This is a genomic window from Enterobacter sp. SCRI0065 (assembly GCF_059766475.1).
This window is the reverse complement of the sequence record NZ_JCBAJB010000003.1, coordinates 296,735-313,871: the sequence shown is the minus strand read 5'-3', so window position 1 is coordinate 313,871 and position 17,137 is coordinate 296,735. Positions and strand designations below refer to the sequence as shown.

12 protein-coding genes and 1 pseudogene are annotated in these 17,137 nt (G+C 51.3%); 6 read left to right on the top strand and 7 right to left on the bottom strand.

All coding sequences use genetic code 11. The features are described from left to right. Position 1: 1 nt before the first annotated feature. The 5 genes from AC6EMZ_RS11515 to ygjG form a co-directional block, all read right to left on the bottom strand. The gene (locus AC6EMZ_RS11515) at positions 2–1,018 is read right to left on the bottom strand and encodes a fimbrial protein (protein WP_498402619.1); all 1,017 of its coding nucleotides are present in this window, start codon (positions 1,016–1,018) and stop codon (positions 2–4) included. After that, positions 1,019–3,637: a fimbrial biogenesis usher protein gene (locus AC6EMZ_RS11510; RefSeq protein WP_498402618.1), complete on the bottom strand. Its 2,619-nt coding sequence runs from the start codon at positions 3,635–3,637 to the stop codon at positions 1,019–1,021. A gap of 51 nt (positions 3,638–3,688) precedes the next feature. After that, complete coding sequence (locus AC6EMZ_RS11505) at positions 3,689–4,396, bottom strand: fimbria/pilus periplasmic chaperone (protein ID WP_498402617.1); 708 nt, start codon at positions 4,394–4,396, stop codon at positions 3,689–3,691. A 147-nt stretch (positions 4,397–4,543) separates the two neighbouring features. Then, on the bottom strand, positions 4,544–5,086 hold the full coding sequence (locus AC6EMZ_RS11500; RefSeq protein ID WP_498402616.1) for a fimbrial protein BcfA: 543 nt from the start codon (positions 5,084–5,086) through the stop codon (positions 4,544–4,546). A gap of 477 nt (positions 5,087–5,563) precedes the next feature. Continuing rightward, positions 5,564–6,943, bottom strand: a complete 1,380-nt coding sequence (ygjG, locus tag AC6EMZ_RS11495) for a putrescine aminotransferase (protein WP_498402615.1) — start codon at positions 6,941–6,943, stop codon at positions 5,564–5,566. A gap of 435 nt (positions 6,944–7,378) precedes the next feature. Here ygjG and AC6EMZ_RS11490 point away from each other — a divergent pair, with 435 nt between their 5' ends. Continuing rightward, positions 7,379–8,899: a methyl-accepting chemotaxis protein gene (locus AC6EMZ_RS11490; protein WP_498402614.1), complete on the top strand. Its 1,521-nt coding sequence runs from the start codon at positions 7,379–7,381 to the stop codon at positions 8,897–8,899. 336 nt (positions 8,900–9,235) lie between these two features. Then, complete coding sequence (locus tag AC6EMZ_RS11485; protein ID WP_498402613.1) at positions 9,236–10,795, top strand: methyl-accepting chemotaxis protein; 1,560 nt, start codon at positions 9,236–9,238, stop codon at positions 10,793–10,795. Here AC6EMZ_RS11485 and AC6EMZ_RS11480 read toward each other — a convergent pair. Beyond that, entirely contained in the window at positions 10,792–11,286 is a 495-nt protein-coding gene (locus tag AC6EMZ_RS11480; RefSeq protein WP_498402612.1) for a PadR family transcriptional regulator, read from the bottom strand. The genes AC6EMZ_RS11485 and AC6EMZ_RS11480 overlap by 4 nt on opposite strands. 147 nt (positions 11,287–11,433) lie before the next feature. On the opposite strand from AC6EMZ_RS11480, the gene AC6EMZ_RS11475 reads away from it, so the two are divergent. After that, entirely contained in the window at positions 11,434–12,198 is a 765-nt protein-coding gene (locus AC6EMZ_RS11475) for a siderophore-interacting protein (protein WP_498402611.1), read from the top strand. 10 nt (positions 12,199–12,208) lie between these two features. Here AC6EMZ_RS11475 and AC6EMZ_RS11470 read toward each other — a convergent pair whose 3' ends face one another. Next, positions 12,209–13,378 carry a DNA repair protein gene (locus AC6EMZ_RS11470; RefSeq protein ID WP_498402610.1) on the bottom strand — a complete coding sequence of 390 codons (1,170 nt, stop codon included), beginning with the start codon at positions 13,376–13,378 and terminating at the stop codon, positions 12,209–12,211. 302 nt (positions 13,379–13,680) lie between these two features. Here AC6EMZ_RS11470 and AC6EMZ_RS11465 point away from each other — a divergent pair, with 302 nt between their 5' ends. The 3 genes and pseudogenes from AC6EMZ_RS11465 to AC6EMZ_RS11455 form a co-directional block, all read left to right on the top strand. After that, the gene (locus AC6EMZ_RS11465; RefSeq protein WP_498402609.1) at positions 13,681–13,980 is read left to right on the top strand and encodes a DUF1889 family protein; all 300 of its coding nucleotides are present in this window, start codon (positions 13,681–13,683) and stop codon (positions 13,978–13,980) included. Between the two features lie 217 nt (positions 13,981–14,197). Then, on the top strand, positions 14,198–15,874 hold the full coding sequence (locus AC6EMZ_RS11460; protein ID WP_498402824.1) for a ShlB/FhaC/HecB family hemolysin secretion/activation protein: 1,677 nt from the start codon (positions 14,198–14,200) through the stop codon (positions 15,872–15,874). 12 nt (positions 15,875–15,886) lie between these two features. After that, positions 15,887–16,996: pseudogene (locus AC6EMZ_RS11455) on the top strand (filamentous hemagglutinin N-terminal domain-containing protein); the annotation flags it as partial. Positions 16,997–17,137: the final 141 nt, after the last annotated feature.

Genomic DNA, 17,137 nt, shown 5'->3' with positions numbered 1-17,137 from the left:
CTTACGCAAAATCAATTCGCAGGCAGGCAAGGGCAGTGAATACACCTTCTGCTGGGGTATTACCCGTTGTGCTGATGGGGTAGGTTTTTAATGTCACATCTGCATGGCCTGAGTCATCGGTAATGAAATCAGCAGTGCTGGAGGTATCATTAGGTATCATGACCGTGCCATCTTCCTTCGCCACCACGACGCCCACATCCGCATTGTCCGTCGCCAGCGCGTCACTGATGCGGCTGTCAGCGTTGGCAACCAGGCGTAGTGTGAGATGAGCCGGTGAGATCACGTCTGCATTGCATTCAATAGGAACATTGAACGTTTTCACAGGGGCGTTAGTGGGTTTTTGTCCTGCCGCGTTAAAGGCAGAACTGTTTAGCTTCCCGAGATCTACAGTAATCGTTTGTCCGGCATTAATGACACAGTTTTGCGGCACGGTGACCGCGCCGCTGTACGTTATTTGATACACAATCGTGTTTAGTGGATCAGTGTTCGTGGTGGTGACATACACACTGAACATCACTTTTTTAGGGATAATCACGGTACCAATAAAGGGTTTGATTATTTTAATTCTGAACACAAGGTTGGAGTCGTAAACAGGGAAGGGAGTATGTGTATCTTCCATATCTACTCTGGCATCTATCCCCATGTGAACATAATCTGCGGGCGGGTAAAAAATGCCGATGTCGGAGTCGGTGATGCGCATTGCACCTGCAATATAAACCGGGTCAAGGTTCATATATTGCCACTGATCTTCAGTAAAGATAACGGGGAACGTCGTTCTATAAGAACGCCAGGTACGTTGATCGCCGTTAGAGTGTGAGGCGCATATGGCATTAACGTTAACATCTTGGGATTTTACCAGCTCTACCGCCTGCCCCATTTGGTTTTGCTCTTTTGTTAATGTCGTTGTTAGATCGTAATTAACCGTCGAGACGGTGCCCGTATAGTTACGGCAAATTACCGCCAGGCAGCTTGACGAAGATGCAAGGGTCAATAAAAAAAGAAAGATACGCAACTTCACTTATCTGCACTCCGCTTTTAAACGCAACAGGGGCTGCTTAGTTTCAGGTAATTGGTAGACGGCAACGCATTTCTTATCGTTGGATTCTCCCCATTGCACATTCAGAGATCCTTGTGTACCCATTCCGGAAAGATAGGCCTCACCGTTATCACCCACAATGGTATCGCCACCCTCATCACTGCGAGCCACGATAGCGCCAAAGGGTACCGGCTGGCCATGATGCATCAGTGTGATGAGCGCGCGTGTTCCGGTTCGGGCTTTAAACGTCGCACGGACAAGCGCCCCCTGGGTTGGGACGACGTGCGTCACCGCCTCATCAATATCAAGGTCATCGCTGAGAGAATTGGTATTCAACGCCATTCGGTTACGATGATAGGCGCTGGCATAAGGCACGACGGCATAACCTCGCCAGTCTGTGTGGATGCCGGGGCCATCTTCAATTTTAACGTTGCTTGCGCCTGGCGCAGCGATCAGAACGTTAGTGTCACCTAACGGCTGGCTGAACGTAATTCCATTCCGGTGAGCGACAATACCACCGCTGAGTCCGTAGTTGACCTGCTGGTAATCACCGTTATCGCTGTAGTTGTAGCCCAGATTCGCATTCCCATATGCGCTGTCATATTCCACGTTGGCTGTACCGCTGGCACCTGCCCCCTGATTTTGATAGCCCTGCTGAAGGCTATAGCTCATATTGTTATCTTCAAGCAGCGTACCGTTGAGCCCGGCGGTATTGGTTACCCTGCCGTCGTTATCGGAACTCATTCCATAGGTGGCATAAATGCTATTGAGTCTTTTGGTGACATCACCACCAGGATGCAGCCACAAGCTCAGTGGGAACGAGAGTGTGAATGAATATATTCGGTCACTTCCACTCATTCCTGGCGCTTTGTTGTAGTTATAGGTCAGGTTATAACTCACTCCCTTAACCGTTCCGCTGTAGCCTAACTGAATCAGCGTGTTTTTTTCGTCAGTGTGCCAGTACGTTTGTTGGCTACCGTTGACAAACACTGAGCCAGCATTGCCAAATTGTTGAGAGATGTTTGCCTGGATTTTCCCTCGTTTTGTGTAATAGAGGTTGTAGTAATCCGTCCAGATAGGGGTGTCATCTTCGTTCTGTTCGTTTGGATTATCCTGACCGACGTAGCCCTTCATCTGCTTGTACGTCGTTTCGTCGAGGGTGTAAAAGCCTGACGTTGAGTAGCGATACCCGAGTAGCTGGAAGTTTGTGCCAAGGTTGTTCAGCGATTTGGCATATAAAAAACGCACGGACTGCCCGCTGTGTGAGCTTCCATCCGCAAGTTCACTTTGTGCGTTAGTGATATCTGCCGAAACGGCACCAAAGTTCCCCAGGTTAACGCCCGTTCCGACTGCAAACGCGGTGTATTTTTCTGTCAGCTGGGTGCCGCCGTAGGCTGTAAAACCTTTAGGAAGGCCCCAGATCAGCGAACCTTGTATGAAGTTGGTATCGTCTTGCTGATCGCTGTTACTGCGATAGCGAGCCACGGTTGCTGAATATTTAATGCTGCCTTCACGTTGTAAAACGGGCACGGCGGAATAGGGGATCGAGTAGGTGTCCACGGTGCCATCAGATTCTTTTACCTCAACGACCAAATCCCCGCTGGAAGAGGTGGGGAACAAGTCATTAATGGCAAAAGCACCAGGAGGAACGTAGCTCTGGTAAATGGTGTAGCCATTTTGTTTGATGGTGACCTGAGCATTTGATTTAGCAATGCCGCGAATCGTCGGCGCGAACCCTTTCATGCTGTCTGGCAGCATATTGTCATCGGAATTAAGCTGCATGCCCCGGAATGGCAAGCTGTCAAAAACCTCTGACGTCGTGTAATTCTCACCGATCGTCAGTTTGCTTTTGAGTTGGATGATGGCGCGTTCCACGTACGTTTTAATGTGTTGCCAGCTGCTGTAGGTCTTAGATCCACTGCCGCTGTAGCTCCAGGTTGAAAAATCCCGCAGACGCCAAGGTCCGAGATTTAATCCACTGTTCAAGCCAAGGAAGTAGTTATCGGTGGTGGACCCGTAATCGCCATCATTGCGGCTATGCGAGCCGGTAAAGTCGTAATTTAGCATCAGGGCGTTGATGCCTTCGTCCCACTGTTCTGGTGGAATATAACCCCGCGCGTTGTTTCGTAAAGCCGCCTGCGGAATGCTGATATCCAGACGCTGATGTTCAAAATCGAACATCGTGCTGGCCGCTGGAATAAGAGAAGAAATATCAACGCAGCTATTTGCGCCGTCACCTTTTAATGCCGGGAAGGCATCGGTATTCACACCCATCGTATCGAGCGCTTTTAGCGTCAGGCAGGGCGACAAGCCGGTATCATCATCCGTCGGTTTTGACGTCTTACGCACGTTGAATGTCATATCGCGCGAGGCCAGAAAATTTTCATTCAGCCATACGTCAATCCGATAGACCCCAGGTGCTTGTCCGGCAGCGCTAAAACGTGATAAATCAGCCACCGCAGAAGGGTCGCTTGAGAGAAACGCGGGGTTAAAATAATAACTTGCGCTTGCGTTGAGGGATGCCATAGCACCCAGCATAGCCAATGTGAGAGAGGCTAACCGGTGAAGGACAATCCTTGTCTTCTGCTTTTTAGACTTCATATGTTTCAGCCTGCTGTAACCCGCTATGATCTAAATTCTTCCTGAAAAACGTTATGCGCCAGGGCATGCCTGAACAGGGGTAATGGCCCCAAAATCATTCACTGTCTGGAAACTCACTTTGCCGCTTTGACCGGCAGGGATATCCACAATCAGGTTGTTCATTGGTGCAACCATCGTGTTGGCTAACTTCGAGGCACCTGCTTTGAACTGCACCAGCGAGACGTAGTAAGGCGAAGGGTTGTTGATGGTGAGTTTTCCATTCGTCATCTGGCAGCGCAGGGTTTTGGGGGCATCAATTGAAAGTGTTGGCAGCTTTTTAGGTCGAATAAAAAGCTTAATGACACTTTGCGTGGCAATTTGCAGCGTATTCCCTTGCAGCTTACTTTTATCCACAGAGGGTATTGCTTTACTGTTGAAATAAAAAACACTTTCTCTGTCTGTTGGTAGATTAGGACCGACATACATGATACGCACGGTGTTTTCTTTCTTAGGATGCATAACAAAAAGAGGAGGGGTGATAATAAAGTCCGAAGACTTGCTTTGGTCTGCATTAGTAACCCATGACTGCACCAAAAAAACGTTACTTTCAGAGGTGTTTGTAACTGGAAGCGATATCTGTTTATCCCCCTGAGGGTAGATAATTCGCGTTGCACCCAGCCCAATTCCTCCTGCTTGAGCCGTTGTCGTCACAGTCGCCGCAATGAAAAGAGTATTTGTTATTAATGTACTCACAAAAGTTTTTCGGGTGAATCGTGTCATTTATTAATCACTTAATTGAATACGTTGGATAAAAAGCTAGGTGACGCCTATGTATTTAATCTATATGAACTGGGTTGAATGCATTAATATGATGAATCTCCTTCGCAAATACATGCGAAGGAGATGGTGGTAATAAGTAATACCAGATTAGGAATAAACCATCTGGAAGGTTGCGGTAGACGCGACATTACCTGGTGTTGCTTCACCTGTTGCGATGTAGTCAACGCTCAGTGGGATAATGTTCTCACCGTTAATTAAACCGACAGCGGAAGAGGTCGTACCCAGATTCAGATTTTTGCCATCTGGTCCAAACAGTTGCAGCGCGACGTTCAGGGCAGAACCTGCACCCGCCGTGTTTGCCATGGCGCCAGGTTGAGTTGCATCCTGCTGTGCGTTAAAGATAACGGCTGCGTTCTGGCTAATTGAGGTATCGCAATCTTCCAGCTTAATATGGAAATCTTCTTTCTGATTCGCCAGCATACCGGCTGCGGTCAGTTTTACGGTGCGTACCTGGCTCAGGATGACGGTTTGGTCAACAGAATCTGCTGCGACTGAACACGCGGCATTAACCACCTGACCAACGAAATTAACGGTACCACCACTTACTGTTGTGCTTTCCGCCTGCGCACTCATGACCATGCCGTTTGCCATAACGGCAGCAACAACCATTGCTAAAACATGCTTTTTCATACAAGTCCTTTTAAGTTAATATTTTTCTGCCAAACTGAAACAATCAATGCCATTCCCGGAGTGTTTGCGTCTATGATGTGTAAAATCAATTTTATTAAGAAATAATTCAACTCGTGTAAAGGTGATTAATAAATAGTGATTTTTGATACACATTAGATTTGCGGTGTTTATTTTAAGGGTATAATAATATTATATCAAGGTATTGCCATGGTATTTGGCATTAGGAATTCTTAAATAGACTTTAACCAATGATTCATAGTTGTCAGTTATGAATATTTCAATTTTACGCCAGTAATGTGGTTTTTTTGAACATTTAAAAGGTTGTTATAAGGTAAAAGCTATTTTTATTAATATAATATTAATTATCTTTTTTATTTTTTTAGGCCATTTTTGATAGTGCCTGATGATGATTTTTTATTACATATACAATATTATCAAGGTTGAAATAAACGCCCCTGTGCATAAGGGGCGTTGAGATCACGCTTCTTCCACGCTCACCCGCAGTGCTGCCAGCGCTTTACGTGTTGCTTTCAGCACCTGCTCACACTGCTCAATGGTCAGCGTCAGCGGCGGTTCGATGCGAATGGTTTTGGAGTTATTAAGCGTTCCCGCGACCAGAACCCGCTGGCGGAACATCTCGCTTGCGAAGCTATAGCCGGTTTCGTTATCGACAAACTCAATTGCCATCAGCATGCCCTTACCGCGCGCATCCTGTACCAGATCCGGATATTCACGGCCCAGTTGCAGAAAACCATCCAGCAGCATGTCGCCTTTTTGCTCGGCTTGCGCAGGCAGGTTTTGATCAAGCAACACGTTGATGGTCGCCAGCGCCGCCGCGCAGGAGAGCGGGTTGCCGCCGAAGGTGGTGGTGTGCAGGAAAGGGTTATCGAACAGCACCGAGAACACCTCTTCGGTGGCGACCGTTGCGCCAATCGGCATCACGCCGCCGCCGAGCGCTTTGGCCAGACAGAGAATGTCGGGGTGAACGTTCTCGTGCTCGCAGGCAAACATCTTGCCAGTGCGGCCCATCCCGGTTTGCACTTCATCCAGGATCAGCAGCGCACCAAACTCATCGCACAGCTTGCGCACCGCGGGCAGATAGCCCAGCGGCGGCAGGATCACGCCGCCTTCGCCCTGAATCGGCTCCAGGATCACCGCCGCGACATCATCGCCAGTTTTACGGCATTCGGTCAGCAGGGTGCGCATCGCGTTAATATCGCCAAAAGGCACATGGCGGAAGCCCGGCAGCAACGGCATAAACGGTTTGCGGAAGGTGGATTTGGCAGTGGCCGACAGCGCGCCCAGCGATTTACCATGGAACGCGCCGCTGGTGGCCACAAAGGTGAATTTGCCGCGCGGCGACTGGTACGCTTTGGCAAGCTTAAGCGCCGCTTCGACCGATTCCGTCCCACTGTTGCTAAAGAAGCTGTATTTCAGTTTGCCAGGCGTCAAGGCTGCTAGCGTTTTCGCGAGCATAGCGCGAAGCGGGTCGAGCAATTCCTGGCTGTGAAGGGGTTGTTTGGCGAGCTGATTCTGTACGGCGGAAACCACAGTTGGATTACGGTGCCCCACGTTGAAAATTCCAAAACCACCCAGGCAATCTAAAAACTCTACTCCCTGAGTGTCGACAAGCGTATTCAGACTTCCCGCTTGCCACTCTACGGCTCCGTAATCCCCGCCAGCGGTAACAGATTTTCGATACTCTAAAAACCCTGGATTCACATGCTCTTTAAAATACTCAATCACCTCTCGGTTAAGTTGTTTCATCTCCTCATGATCAAGCGTTTGCTTTTCAATGAGATTCAATGCGTGCGCGGTACAGGCAAGAGCCGAGGCGCTGGAAGGTAACCTGTTCAAAATAAGCTCCGGGGAATCGCGTATCACATGATACTGATTTAAGTATTGCAGGGATTACGCCACCTTCGATGACTTAACGAAAATCAAGATAAACGCCTGCGCAACCCAATATTGCGCAAAATTTAATCGTGCCGGGAGTGGGAACAGAAGCGTTGCCGCTGGGCTGGCGCGATCGGCTTCTGCGCTCGATTGGGTCAAGTGCACTGATGTGGTGCGTCACATGCTTATTAAGGAGGCGTTAACAGGTAAAGCTTTGTAGGTAATTTCTTAGAGAAAGTATTTCAAATCAATCAATTAGAAAAGCGTACAAAAAGTGCGGTTTAACTGGAATTTGCGATCTCGATCGGATTTAACAACTAAAGATAAACTGTTCACCGCCGAAATAAGATTAATCCACAAAATTAACATTCAAATAACCTGCAAGGGATGCCGATAATGTCCTCTCAACCGTACGTCACTCAGCGCGAGTATCCTCTGAACGACGATACCACCTTAATGTCCACCACCGATCTGCACAGCGTGATGACCCACACGAACGATACCTTTGTGCAGGTGAGCGGTTATCAACTCGATGAACTGCTGGGGCAACCGCACAATCTGGTGCGCCATCCGGACATGCCGAAAGCGGCATTTGCCGACATGTGGTACACGCTCCAGCAAGGTGAGCCGTGGAGCGGCATCGTCAAAAATCGCCGTAAGAATGGCGATCACTATTGGGTGCGCGCGAACGCCGTGCCGATGGTGCGTAACGGTCAGATGACGGGTTACATGTCGATTCGCACGCGCGCTACGGCTGACGAAATCGCGGCGGTTGAGCCGTTGTACAAAGCCCTGAACGAAGGGCGCTGCAAGAAACGGGTTCATAAAGGACTGGTGGTGGGTAAGGGCTTGCTCGGCAAAGTGCCCGCGATGCCGCTGCGCTGGCGGGTGCGCAGCGTGATGGCAGGCCTGTTTGCGGTGCTTGCCGCGACGCTTGTTGCGAGCCATGCGGGATGGGTGGCGCTTGTCGCCAGTGCGGTGGTCATGCTGCTGGGGACGATGTTATTCGAACAGCAAATCGTCCGCCCCATTGAGAATGTGGCACGTCAGGCACTAAAGGTGGCGACCGGTGAGCGCAACAGCGTGGAACACCTTAACCGCAGCGACGAGCTGGGTTTAACGTTGCGCGCGGTTGGCCAACTGGGCCTGATGTGTCGCTGGTTGATCAATGATGTGTCGAGCCAGGTGGTGAGCGTGCGTGACGGCAGCGATAAGCTGGCTAAGGGCAATGAAGATCTTAATGACCGTACCCGCCAGACCGTCGCCAACGTGCAGCAGACGGTGACTACCATGAATCAGATGGCGGCCTCTGTGCAGAGCAACTCTGAAACCGCCGTTGCCGCCGACAAGCTTTCTATGGCGGCGAGCGGGGCGGCAAGTGAGGGCGGTAACGCGATGCAGACCGTGGTGAAAACGATGGATGAAATCGCCGACAGCACCCAGCGTATCGGTTCAATCACCAAACTTATCAATGACATTGCCTTCCAGACCAATATTCTGGCCCTGAACGCGGCGGTGGAAGCTGCGCGAGCGGGTGAGCAGGGTAAAGGTTTTGCGGTCGTCGCGGGCGAGGTGCGTCATCTGGCCAGCCGCAGCGCCAACGCAGCGAATGATATCCGTAAGCTAATCGATGCCAGCGCCAGCAAGGTGCAGTCTGGTTCCGATCAGGTTCATGCGGCGGGACGTACGATGGATGACATTGTCGAGCAGGTGCAAAACGTCACGCGACTGATCGCTCAAATCAGCCATTCGACGTCTGAACAAGCGACGGGTCTCTCCGATCTGACTCGCGCGGTGGCTGAGTTAAACAGCATCACCCAGAAAAACGCCGATCTGGTGGAAGAGAGCGCCCGCGTCTCGGCGATGGTGAAACACCGAGCCGGGCGTCTGGAAGATGCGGTGACTGTGCTCCACTGATTCAATAACGTTCCAGTAAAGCCGTTTATTTCGTTGGGAATAAACGGCTTTTTTATTTCATTTTATGTCTGAATAATGATCGCACATTGTTAAATTAATATTAAATAACTAAAGTAATCGTCAAAGTTATTTATAACAACCTAAGGCAATTTCACCTAATTGTGTTTTGAGATACTTGTCGCAGAGGCTATATAACGATCGATGCGGATAATTCAATAGGTGTGGCCTATCCATAATATGATTATTAAATAAAAAAACGATCAATCTCATAAAGTTAGCGAATCTGTTACCGATAACGAAGATCGTCTGAGAAATAATCACATTGATGGAGTATATATGTTCTTACATGACGTAAAGATCGGCACAAAATTATTTCTGGCCTTTGGGTTCTTTATTGTCTTGATGGTGGCAAGCGCGAGCTTGTCCCTTTTGAGCCTGAATCGGGCCAATAACGGTATGCAATCCATTATTTCCGACGACTACCCCACGACGGTAAAAGCTAACCAGCTGGTCGATAATTTTCAGGAATTTGTCAGCACTCAACAGCTCATGCTACTGGATGACCAGGGAACCTATGCCGGGGAGTCGCAGCAGCGTCTGAAGGCGATCAGCGGGCAGATCACACTCATTCTCAAAGATTTGAACCGGGATTTGCAGGATAAAAAATCACAACAGATCCTGGCCGGGATCGGTGAAGTGCGTCAGCAGTATCTCGACTCTCGCTATCGCATTCTGCAAGCCGTGCAGAACAACGATCGCGCAGGAGCGATTCAGGAGATGATGACCAACACCGTTAACCTGCAACGCGCTTATAAAGCCAAGGTGCAGGAGCTGATCGCAGTACAAAATACCGAGATGCAAAGCGCGGGTAAGCAGGTTGATAGCGACTTCAGCACTAATCGCTTGATGCTGATTTTACTCACGCTGATAAGCGTGGTGGCCGCAAGCGCGATGGGTTGGTTTATCGTCCGTTCGATTACGCGTCCGCTGGGAGAGGCGGTTTCCTTCGCGGAAGCCATCGCGGAAGGGGATTTAACCCGTAATATTTCCACACGCTCCAAAGACGAAACGGGCCTGCTACTGCACGCCTTAATGGAGATGAAAACCCGTCTGCTGGAAATTGTGCAGCAGGTGCAATCCGGCTCGGAGAATATCTCCAGCGCGGCGGCGCAGATTGTGGCAGGCAACCAGGATCTGGCCGCACGAACCGAGGAGCAGGCGAGCTCCGTTGAACAAACCGCAGCCTCGATGGAACAGATTACTGCGACGGTGAAAAATACCGCCGCGCATACGGGAGAAGCGACCACGCTCTCGGCAGATGCTGCCACCGTAGTGAAAAACAACGGCGAGATGATGAAGCAGGTCACGCAAAAAATGCGCCTGATTAATGAAACCTCTAACCGCATGTCTGACATCATCAACCTGATCGATTCCATTGCCTTCCAGACCAATATTCTGGCGCTGAACGCGGCGGTGGAAGCGGCACGTGCCGGTGAACATGGGCGCGGATTTGCCGTCGTTGCAGGTGAGGTGCGTCAACTGGCGCAGAAGAGTGCCTCGTCGGCCAGCGAAATTCGCCAGCTGATTGAAAGCTCAACCAGCCAGACTCAAGACGGGATGAACCTGGTGGAAAAAGCCAGCGGGCTGATTAACGGCATGGTTGGGAACGTGGAGGAGATGGATATGATTCTGCGTGAAATCCGTCAGGCCAGCCACGAGCAGACCGAGGGCATTTCGCAGATCAATAGCGCGATTGGCCTGATTGATTCCACCACCCAGCAGAACTCTGCGCTGGTGGAAGAGTCCGTTGCCGCAGCGGCCTCGCTTAACGATCAGGCGATGCACTTAAAAGAGCTGGTGAAAGTCTTCCGCGTGCGCGGGGACACGCTGGCTTAATCGAGCTGGGCTATCTCCAGCGATGCGCGGTCGATAACACCGATAATGTGTTTGAGCTGCACGTCGCTGAGTCCTTCCTGGTTAACCTTCATATCCAGAACGGCTTTGAAATTATCTAATGCCCGCTTCATCTGCGGGTTTTTGCGTAACTGGAATCCCACGCAGCGGGCTTTTATACGTGCCTGAATGTTCTCAAGCTGTTCCAGGTTTTCATCCAGCCAGTGCTGTCCGGCAACGGTGATGGCAATCTTTTTACGCCCGTTCTCTTCTTCCGTAATGGTAATAAAGGCCTGATCCTGCAGGAAATCGAGCGTCGGATAGATAACGCCAGGACTCGGCGCGTAGTTGCCCTGAGTCATGCTTTCGATCTCTTTGATCATCTCGTAACCGTGGCTGGCACTGCGGGTCAGAATGTCCAGGATAACCAACCTGAGCTCACCGTGACCAAAGAAGCGCTGACGGCGTCCGCTGCCTTCGTGGGAATGTCGCATGTCTTTTCTCTTTAATTTGATATATCTAATTTATATCTAAAATATATTTAGATGCAATCTAAAAATTCTTGCAATCTTGATTATTAGCAATCATTATCATTTAAAACTAATTTAGATATATCGTATTCACTGCATGAAGGGATAAAAATGACCTCTACCCGTTACCCACAGCGTGTCCGTAATGCGCTGCGTTTTCGCGAGCTAAACGTGCTCCGCGTCGAGCGTGTGAGCCCCGGTTTTCAGCGCATCGTCTTAGGCGGCGAGGCGTTGGACGGCTTTAGTTCACAAGGTTTTGACGACCACACCAAAGTCTTTTTCCCGGCACCCGGTGCCACCTTTGTACCGCCGGTTGTCACCGATGAAGGCATTGACTGGGGCGAGGGCGTTCGCCCGCAGGCGCGCGACTATACGCCGCTGTACGATGAGGCGCGTCACGAACTGGTGCTCGATTTCTTCGTTCATGACGGCGGCGTCGCCAGCAACTGGGCGGTGCAGGCAAAAGTGGGCGATAAGCTGACCATCGGCGGGCCGCGTGGTTCTTTGGTGGTGCCGGAAGATTATGCGTGGCAACTGTACGTGTGCGATGAGTCCGGTATGCCCGCGCTGCGTCGCCGTTTAGAAGGGATAGCTACGCTGGCGGTGCGTCCTGAGATCCATGCGGTGGTCACCATAGGCGAAGAAACTTATAAGGACTATCTGGCACATCTGAGCGACTTCCCTATCACCTGGATTGTGGGCCACAGCGAGCAGGCGATTACAGACCATCTGGTGCGGTTAAGCGTACCGGCTGAGGATTACTTTATTTGGCTGACCGGCGAAGGGAAGGTGGTTAAAAATCTAAGCCGTCAGTTTGAAACCGACGCGATTGATCAACACCTGGTGCGTGCCAGCGCATACTGGCACGCGAAGTAGACGCTAAAATTCAGGCTGCGGAATCCAGCTGCGCTTCGCTCACCTGATGTTCGAGCGCGGCGCGCACATCGTGCAGCGCCTTCTCCTGCTGGGCAAAATAGGCTTCCATATTGTTCAGCGAGGAGACCAGCAGCCAGGACTCTTCTTTTTCCAGCTCCGCCAGTTCGTTGACCAGAGTGTCGATTTGTTCGCGCACCTGCGTCATTTTTTTGCGAATACGCTCCAGATCGTTCAGCCTGTCGCTTGCCATCAGTGGTTCGAACCCCTTTTGCAGACGGGCCACCAATGAACGGATCGCTTTTACATCTCCACGCTGTTTGGCCTGGTTGAGCTGCACCATCATGGTATTGGCTTCATCTTTCAAATCGTCGGCCACCAGATCCGGATGGCAGAGTTTGCTCGCCTGACGCCAGAGCCGTTTCAGCTCGTTGCGATCCTCTTCCGAGAGATCTTTGCCCTTACGCAGACGGACTTCGGCATCGTGATGCTGCTCGCGATATTTCTCGTACTCTTCGTTGGCCTCATCTCGCGCTTGTCGGGCGGGTTCTTCTTCACGCGTCAGGCCATTTTCCAGCTCCTGCGCCTCATCCAGCAAATTAGCAATCAGGTTGCTTTGCTGATGAAGCTGCTTGCGAACCTCGCTGGCCTGGACTGAATCAGCGGGAAGGTTGCGCCAACGCTGCGTGAGCGTTGCCAGCACTTCCACTGCCTGTGCCATATATTGCTGGCAACGGCGATAGTCTTCTTCCCGGTGGCGTGCTTCTGCCTGCTGACGGCGCAAATTCAGCTCTGCAAGGGTCTTGCGTAGAGAGAGGATCTGCTTCATCAGTGGACCAAGACGCGAGAAATAGAGATCGTTGAACTCATCAAGCTGCTGTACGCGCGCGTTGCGGCGATCAATCAGATCGCGCAGACGCTCTTCCAGCGCTTTCAGCTCCAGTTTGCTGGCCGCCACTTGCGGATCGCGCCACTGGGTTATCGCCCGCTGGCTCTGCAACCAGTTGACGATGGCGGTGATGGCAGCGGTGTAGTTTTTACTCTCAAGCGCCGTGACGATTGCCTGTAGCTCATCGCCAAACGCTTCGCTTTTCAGCCGTGCCAGCTGGCTCAGGATGATGTCGTCATCTTCCAGCTCGATAGCATTTTTAATGATTTCTAGCCGTTTGATCGGTGTGCTCATGATGCCTTTCGCTTTGGCGCTTAAGTATTTGAGTTAAGGTTAGTTGTTGCCACTACTACAGGAAATAATACACACGGATGATGATCGGCGCGATGGGGGATTTCTTTAGTTTTGACATGCGTTTTGTCTAAGGTGACGAAGGTAGTCGCAGGGCAGGTCGATTTCTTTGCCCGACAGAATCAAAACACCGCCTCTTTTCTGAGAGGAAAGTGTAAAAGTGTTAACGGTCTCGTGGAATTGTCAGCCAATTTAGGTCATACAAGAATCTTATTCGTTACGTGGTTAATTTTAAGGATAAGACTATGCCGGCAGTAATTGATAAAGCTTTGGATTTCATCGGTGGTATGAATACATCTGTGTCAGAGCCACAGTCAATGGACGAAAGTACCGCGAAGGGGATGTTGAAGTATCTGAAAGAGCTAGGTGTGCCCGCAAGCGCAGACGATGTAACAACTCGTGGTGTCCAGGAAGGATGGGATACCGGTTTTACAAATAAGGTGGCTGGCTGGGCTGAAAAGATCGAGTCTGGTCGTCACATTGTTATCAAAAATCCCGAATACTTTTCTTCCTATATGCGTGAGCAACTCCGCGAATTAGTGTGAGTTGAACTGCTACTGATAGTCATCCATCTGGACGCTTTTTATAGCGTCCATTTCATTTTTATTGCTGCCCATTTTGCCTGGCTTGGTAAAAATCTTAAAAAGCGCAGAAACAATCTGATTTTCATTTACTGACATTTACACCATTTACTTTTTGACATAAGTTGCTCGTTTTTTGACAGTCAAGTTTGAAAACGGACTTTGGGCAGGAGCTACGGTGGTGTTAGGGAAAACGTCGGTAATAATCGTGCTGGCAGGCCTTGGCCTGATAGCGTCTTGTGTTGCGCAGGCAGCCCCTTTGTCGCCAGCAGACAGAAATACTATCCAGCAACAGCAGCAGCAACTTCTGAACGAGAACCAGCGTCAGCGCGAAGAGCTAGAACGCAGCGTGGTATTACCGCGCCAGGTTAAGCCAGACGAGGCCACTGCAGCCCAGGGTCCGTGTTTCGTTATTAAACGTATCGAACTGACTGGCACCACTCTGATTACCCCCTCTGCCGCCGCCCGGCTTACTGCACCGTGGATCAACCAATGTCTGGATTTGGCGCGGCTTAATACGCTGACTCATTCCATTTCCGACTGGTATATCAGCCGGGGCTATATCACCAGCCGCGCGTTTTTAACGGAACAAGATCTCTCTACGGGCGTACTGCATCTTGCCGTACTGGAAGGCAAACTCCAGCAAATCCGCCTTGAAGGCGTGCCTGAGCGTACCCTGAAAATGACGTTCCCAGGGCTTGAAGGCAAGATCCTGAATCTGCGGGATATCGAACAAGGTATGGAGCAGCTCAATCGGGTTCGACAAACACCGGTTGAGATTGAAATTTTGCCGGGTGAAAACCCTGGTTACTCGGTCGTTAATTTGACGGCGACGCCCGAATTTCCCCTCAGCGGCTCGGTGAGTTTTGATAATAGCGGGCAAAAAAGCACCGGAACCGGACAACTGAACGGCGCTTTATTCGGCAATAACGTGCTGGGGCTGGCGGATAAGTGGTTTGTGAGCGGCGGAAGGAGTAGCGATTTTTCAAACCGTCAGGATGCGCAAAACTTCGCGGCAGGCGTTAGCCTGCCCTATGGATATGGGCTATTTGATTACAGCTACAGCTGGAGCAACTATCTCAGCACCCTCGACAACCGGGGTTATCTCTGGCGGTCCACTGGTGATAACGAAACGCACCGCCTGGCGGGTTCATGGGTGCTTTTCCGTAACGGGGATATCAAAACCAGCGCCGCTATCGGCTTTACCCACCGCATCAACCATAACTATCTCGATAACGTGTTGCTGGCGACCAGCAGTCGCAGGCTCTCCAGCATTTCGTTTGGCATTAACCACACGCAGAAAATTATCTCGGGCGTTGCCACCTTCAATCCGACCTTCACTCAGGGCGTGCCGTGGATGGGCGCGGAAGATGACCACGATAAGCACGGCGATGTGCCGAAAGCGGAATTTCGCAAATGGAGCGTCAACGGCAGTTATCAGCAACCCATCACGGCCACATTAAGCTGGCTCTCCAGCGCCTATTTCCAGTGGTCACCAGACCGACTGTACGGCAGCGAACGCTTAACGCTGGGAGGCGAGGCGTCCGTGCGCGGTTTTAAAGAACAGTATATTTCCGGCGATAACGGTGGTTACTGGCGTAACGAACTCAACTATTCGCTCTTCTCGTTGCCCTGGATTGGGCAGATCGGGGCTTTGGCGGCATTCGATGGCGGCTGGCTTAAAAAAGACGGCTTTGATCGCTACGCCTCTGGCACGCTCTGGGGCGCTGCGGTTGGGCTGACCAGTGCTAACCGTTGGTTCTCCAGCCAGTTCACGCTAGGAATACCGGTGGATTACCCGGCGTGGTTAGCACCGGATCATCTGAATATTTATTACCGCGTGGCGGTGGCTTTTTAAGGGACAGGGAAGATGGAAAAGGATCAGGTTTGTTTTTCACAGCGCGTGTTGAGCGCGTTGCTAAGCGCGCTGTTAGCCACACAGCCACTGCTTCCCGCCGTCGCGGCGACGCTCACCCCCACCGGAACGACGCAACTGGATAAGGCGGCAAACGGTGTGCCGGTTGTGAATATCGCAACGCCTAATCAGTCCGGGATTTCCCACAACAAATATAACGATTACAACGTCGGGAAAGAGGGACTGATCCTTAACAACGCCACCGGGCAGCTTAATCAGACCCAGCTTGGCGGCATCATCCAGAACAACCCGAACCTGAAAGCCGGGCAGGAAGCCAAAGGCATTATTAACGAAGTGACCGGCACAAACCGCTCGCAGCTTCAGGGCTATACCGAAGTGGCGGGCAAAGCAGCGAACGTGATGGTCGCTAACCCTTATGGCATCACCTGCAACGGCTGCGGGTTTATCAATACGCCGAATGCCACATTGACCACCGGTAAACCGGTACTGGGCACTGATGGCACTTTGCAATCGCTGGATGTCACCAAAGGCAGCATCACCATTGAAGGTGCTGGTCTGGATGGCAGCCAGAGCGATGCTGTCGCCATTATTTCTCGTGCCACCGAGATTAACGCCAGTCTGCATTCAAAAAACCTGAACGTCATTGCCGGGTCCAATCGCGTGGCGGCAAACGGTAGCGTGAGTGCGATGAAAGGTGAAGGTGCCGCACCGAAGGTGGCGGTCGATACCGGCGCGCTGGGCGGGATGTACGCCAACCGCATTCATCTGGTCTCCAGCGAAAAAGGGCTGGGGGTAAACCTTGGCAACCTGAACGCGAGGCAGGGGGATATCAGTCTTGATGCCAGCGGCAAGCTGGTGGTGTACAACAGCCTGTCCAGCGGGGCGTTCACGGCGAAGGGCCAAAGTCTTACCCTGACAGGCGATCACAAAGCGGGTGGCGACATCGTTGCGATCGGACAAGAGGCGCTGGTTCTGAATGGCGCTCAGATTTCTGCGGGTCAGGATCTTCAGTTATCCAGTAGTGGGGGGCTCTCACAGAATGGCGGGTCGCTTTCTGCCGGGCGGGATACGACACTACGCGCAAAGCAACTCACCCAAAGCACAGAGGCTCAGGCCGGGGCCGGGCGTAATCTTGCTGTCACCGCGACGCAAAGTGCGATCTTTGACGGCTCGTTGGTGGCCGGAAATCGGCTCTCGGCGGAAGGTGGGGCGATCACCCAGCGCGGAAATCTGAGCGCCACGGAT

Bases quoted from the DNA above. Each gene is read 5' to 3' on its own strand.
- AC6EMZ_RS11505 (WP_498402617.1), bottom strand. From the start codon at position 4,396: ATGACACGATTCACCCGAAAAACTTTTGTGAGTACATTAATAACAAAT.
- AC6EMZ_RS11470 (WP_498402610.1), bottom strand. From the start codon at position 13,378: ATGAGCACACCGATCAAACGGCTAGAAATCATTAAAAATGCTATCGAG.
- AC6EMZ_RS11500 (WP_498402616.1), bottom strand. From the start codon at position 5,086: ATGAAAAAGCATGTTTTAGCAATGGTTGTTGCTGCCGTTATGGCAAAC.
- AC6EMZ_RS11480 (WP_498402612.1), bottom strand. From the start codon at position 11,286: ATGCGACATTCCCACGAAGGCAGCGGACGCCGTCAGCGCTTCTTTGGT.
- AC6EMZ_RS11490 (WP_498402614.1), top strand. From the start codon at position 7,379: ATGTCCTCTCAACCGTACGTCACTCAGCGCGAGTATCCTCTGAACGAC.
- AC6EMZ_RS11475 (WP_498402611.1), top strand. From the start codon at position 11,434: ATGACCTCTACCCGTTACCCACAGCGTGTCCGTAATGCGCTGCGTTTT.
- AC6EMZ_RS11510 (WP_498402618.1), bottom strand. From the start codon at position 3,637: ATGAAGTCTAAAAAGCAGAAGACAAGGATTGTCCTTCACCGGTTAGCC.
- AC6EMZ_RS11485 (WP_498402613.1), top strand. From the start codon at position 9,236: ATGTTCTTACATGACGTAAAGATCGGCACAAAATTATTTCTGGCCTTT.
- AC6EMZ_RS11465 (WP_498402609.1), top strand. From the start codon at position 13,681: ATGCCGGCAGTAATTGATAAAGCTTTGGATTTCATCGGTGGTATGAAT.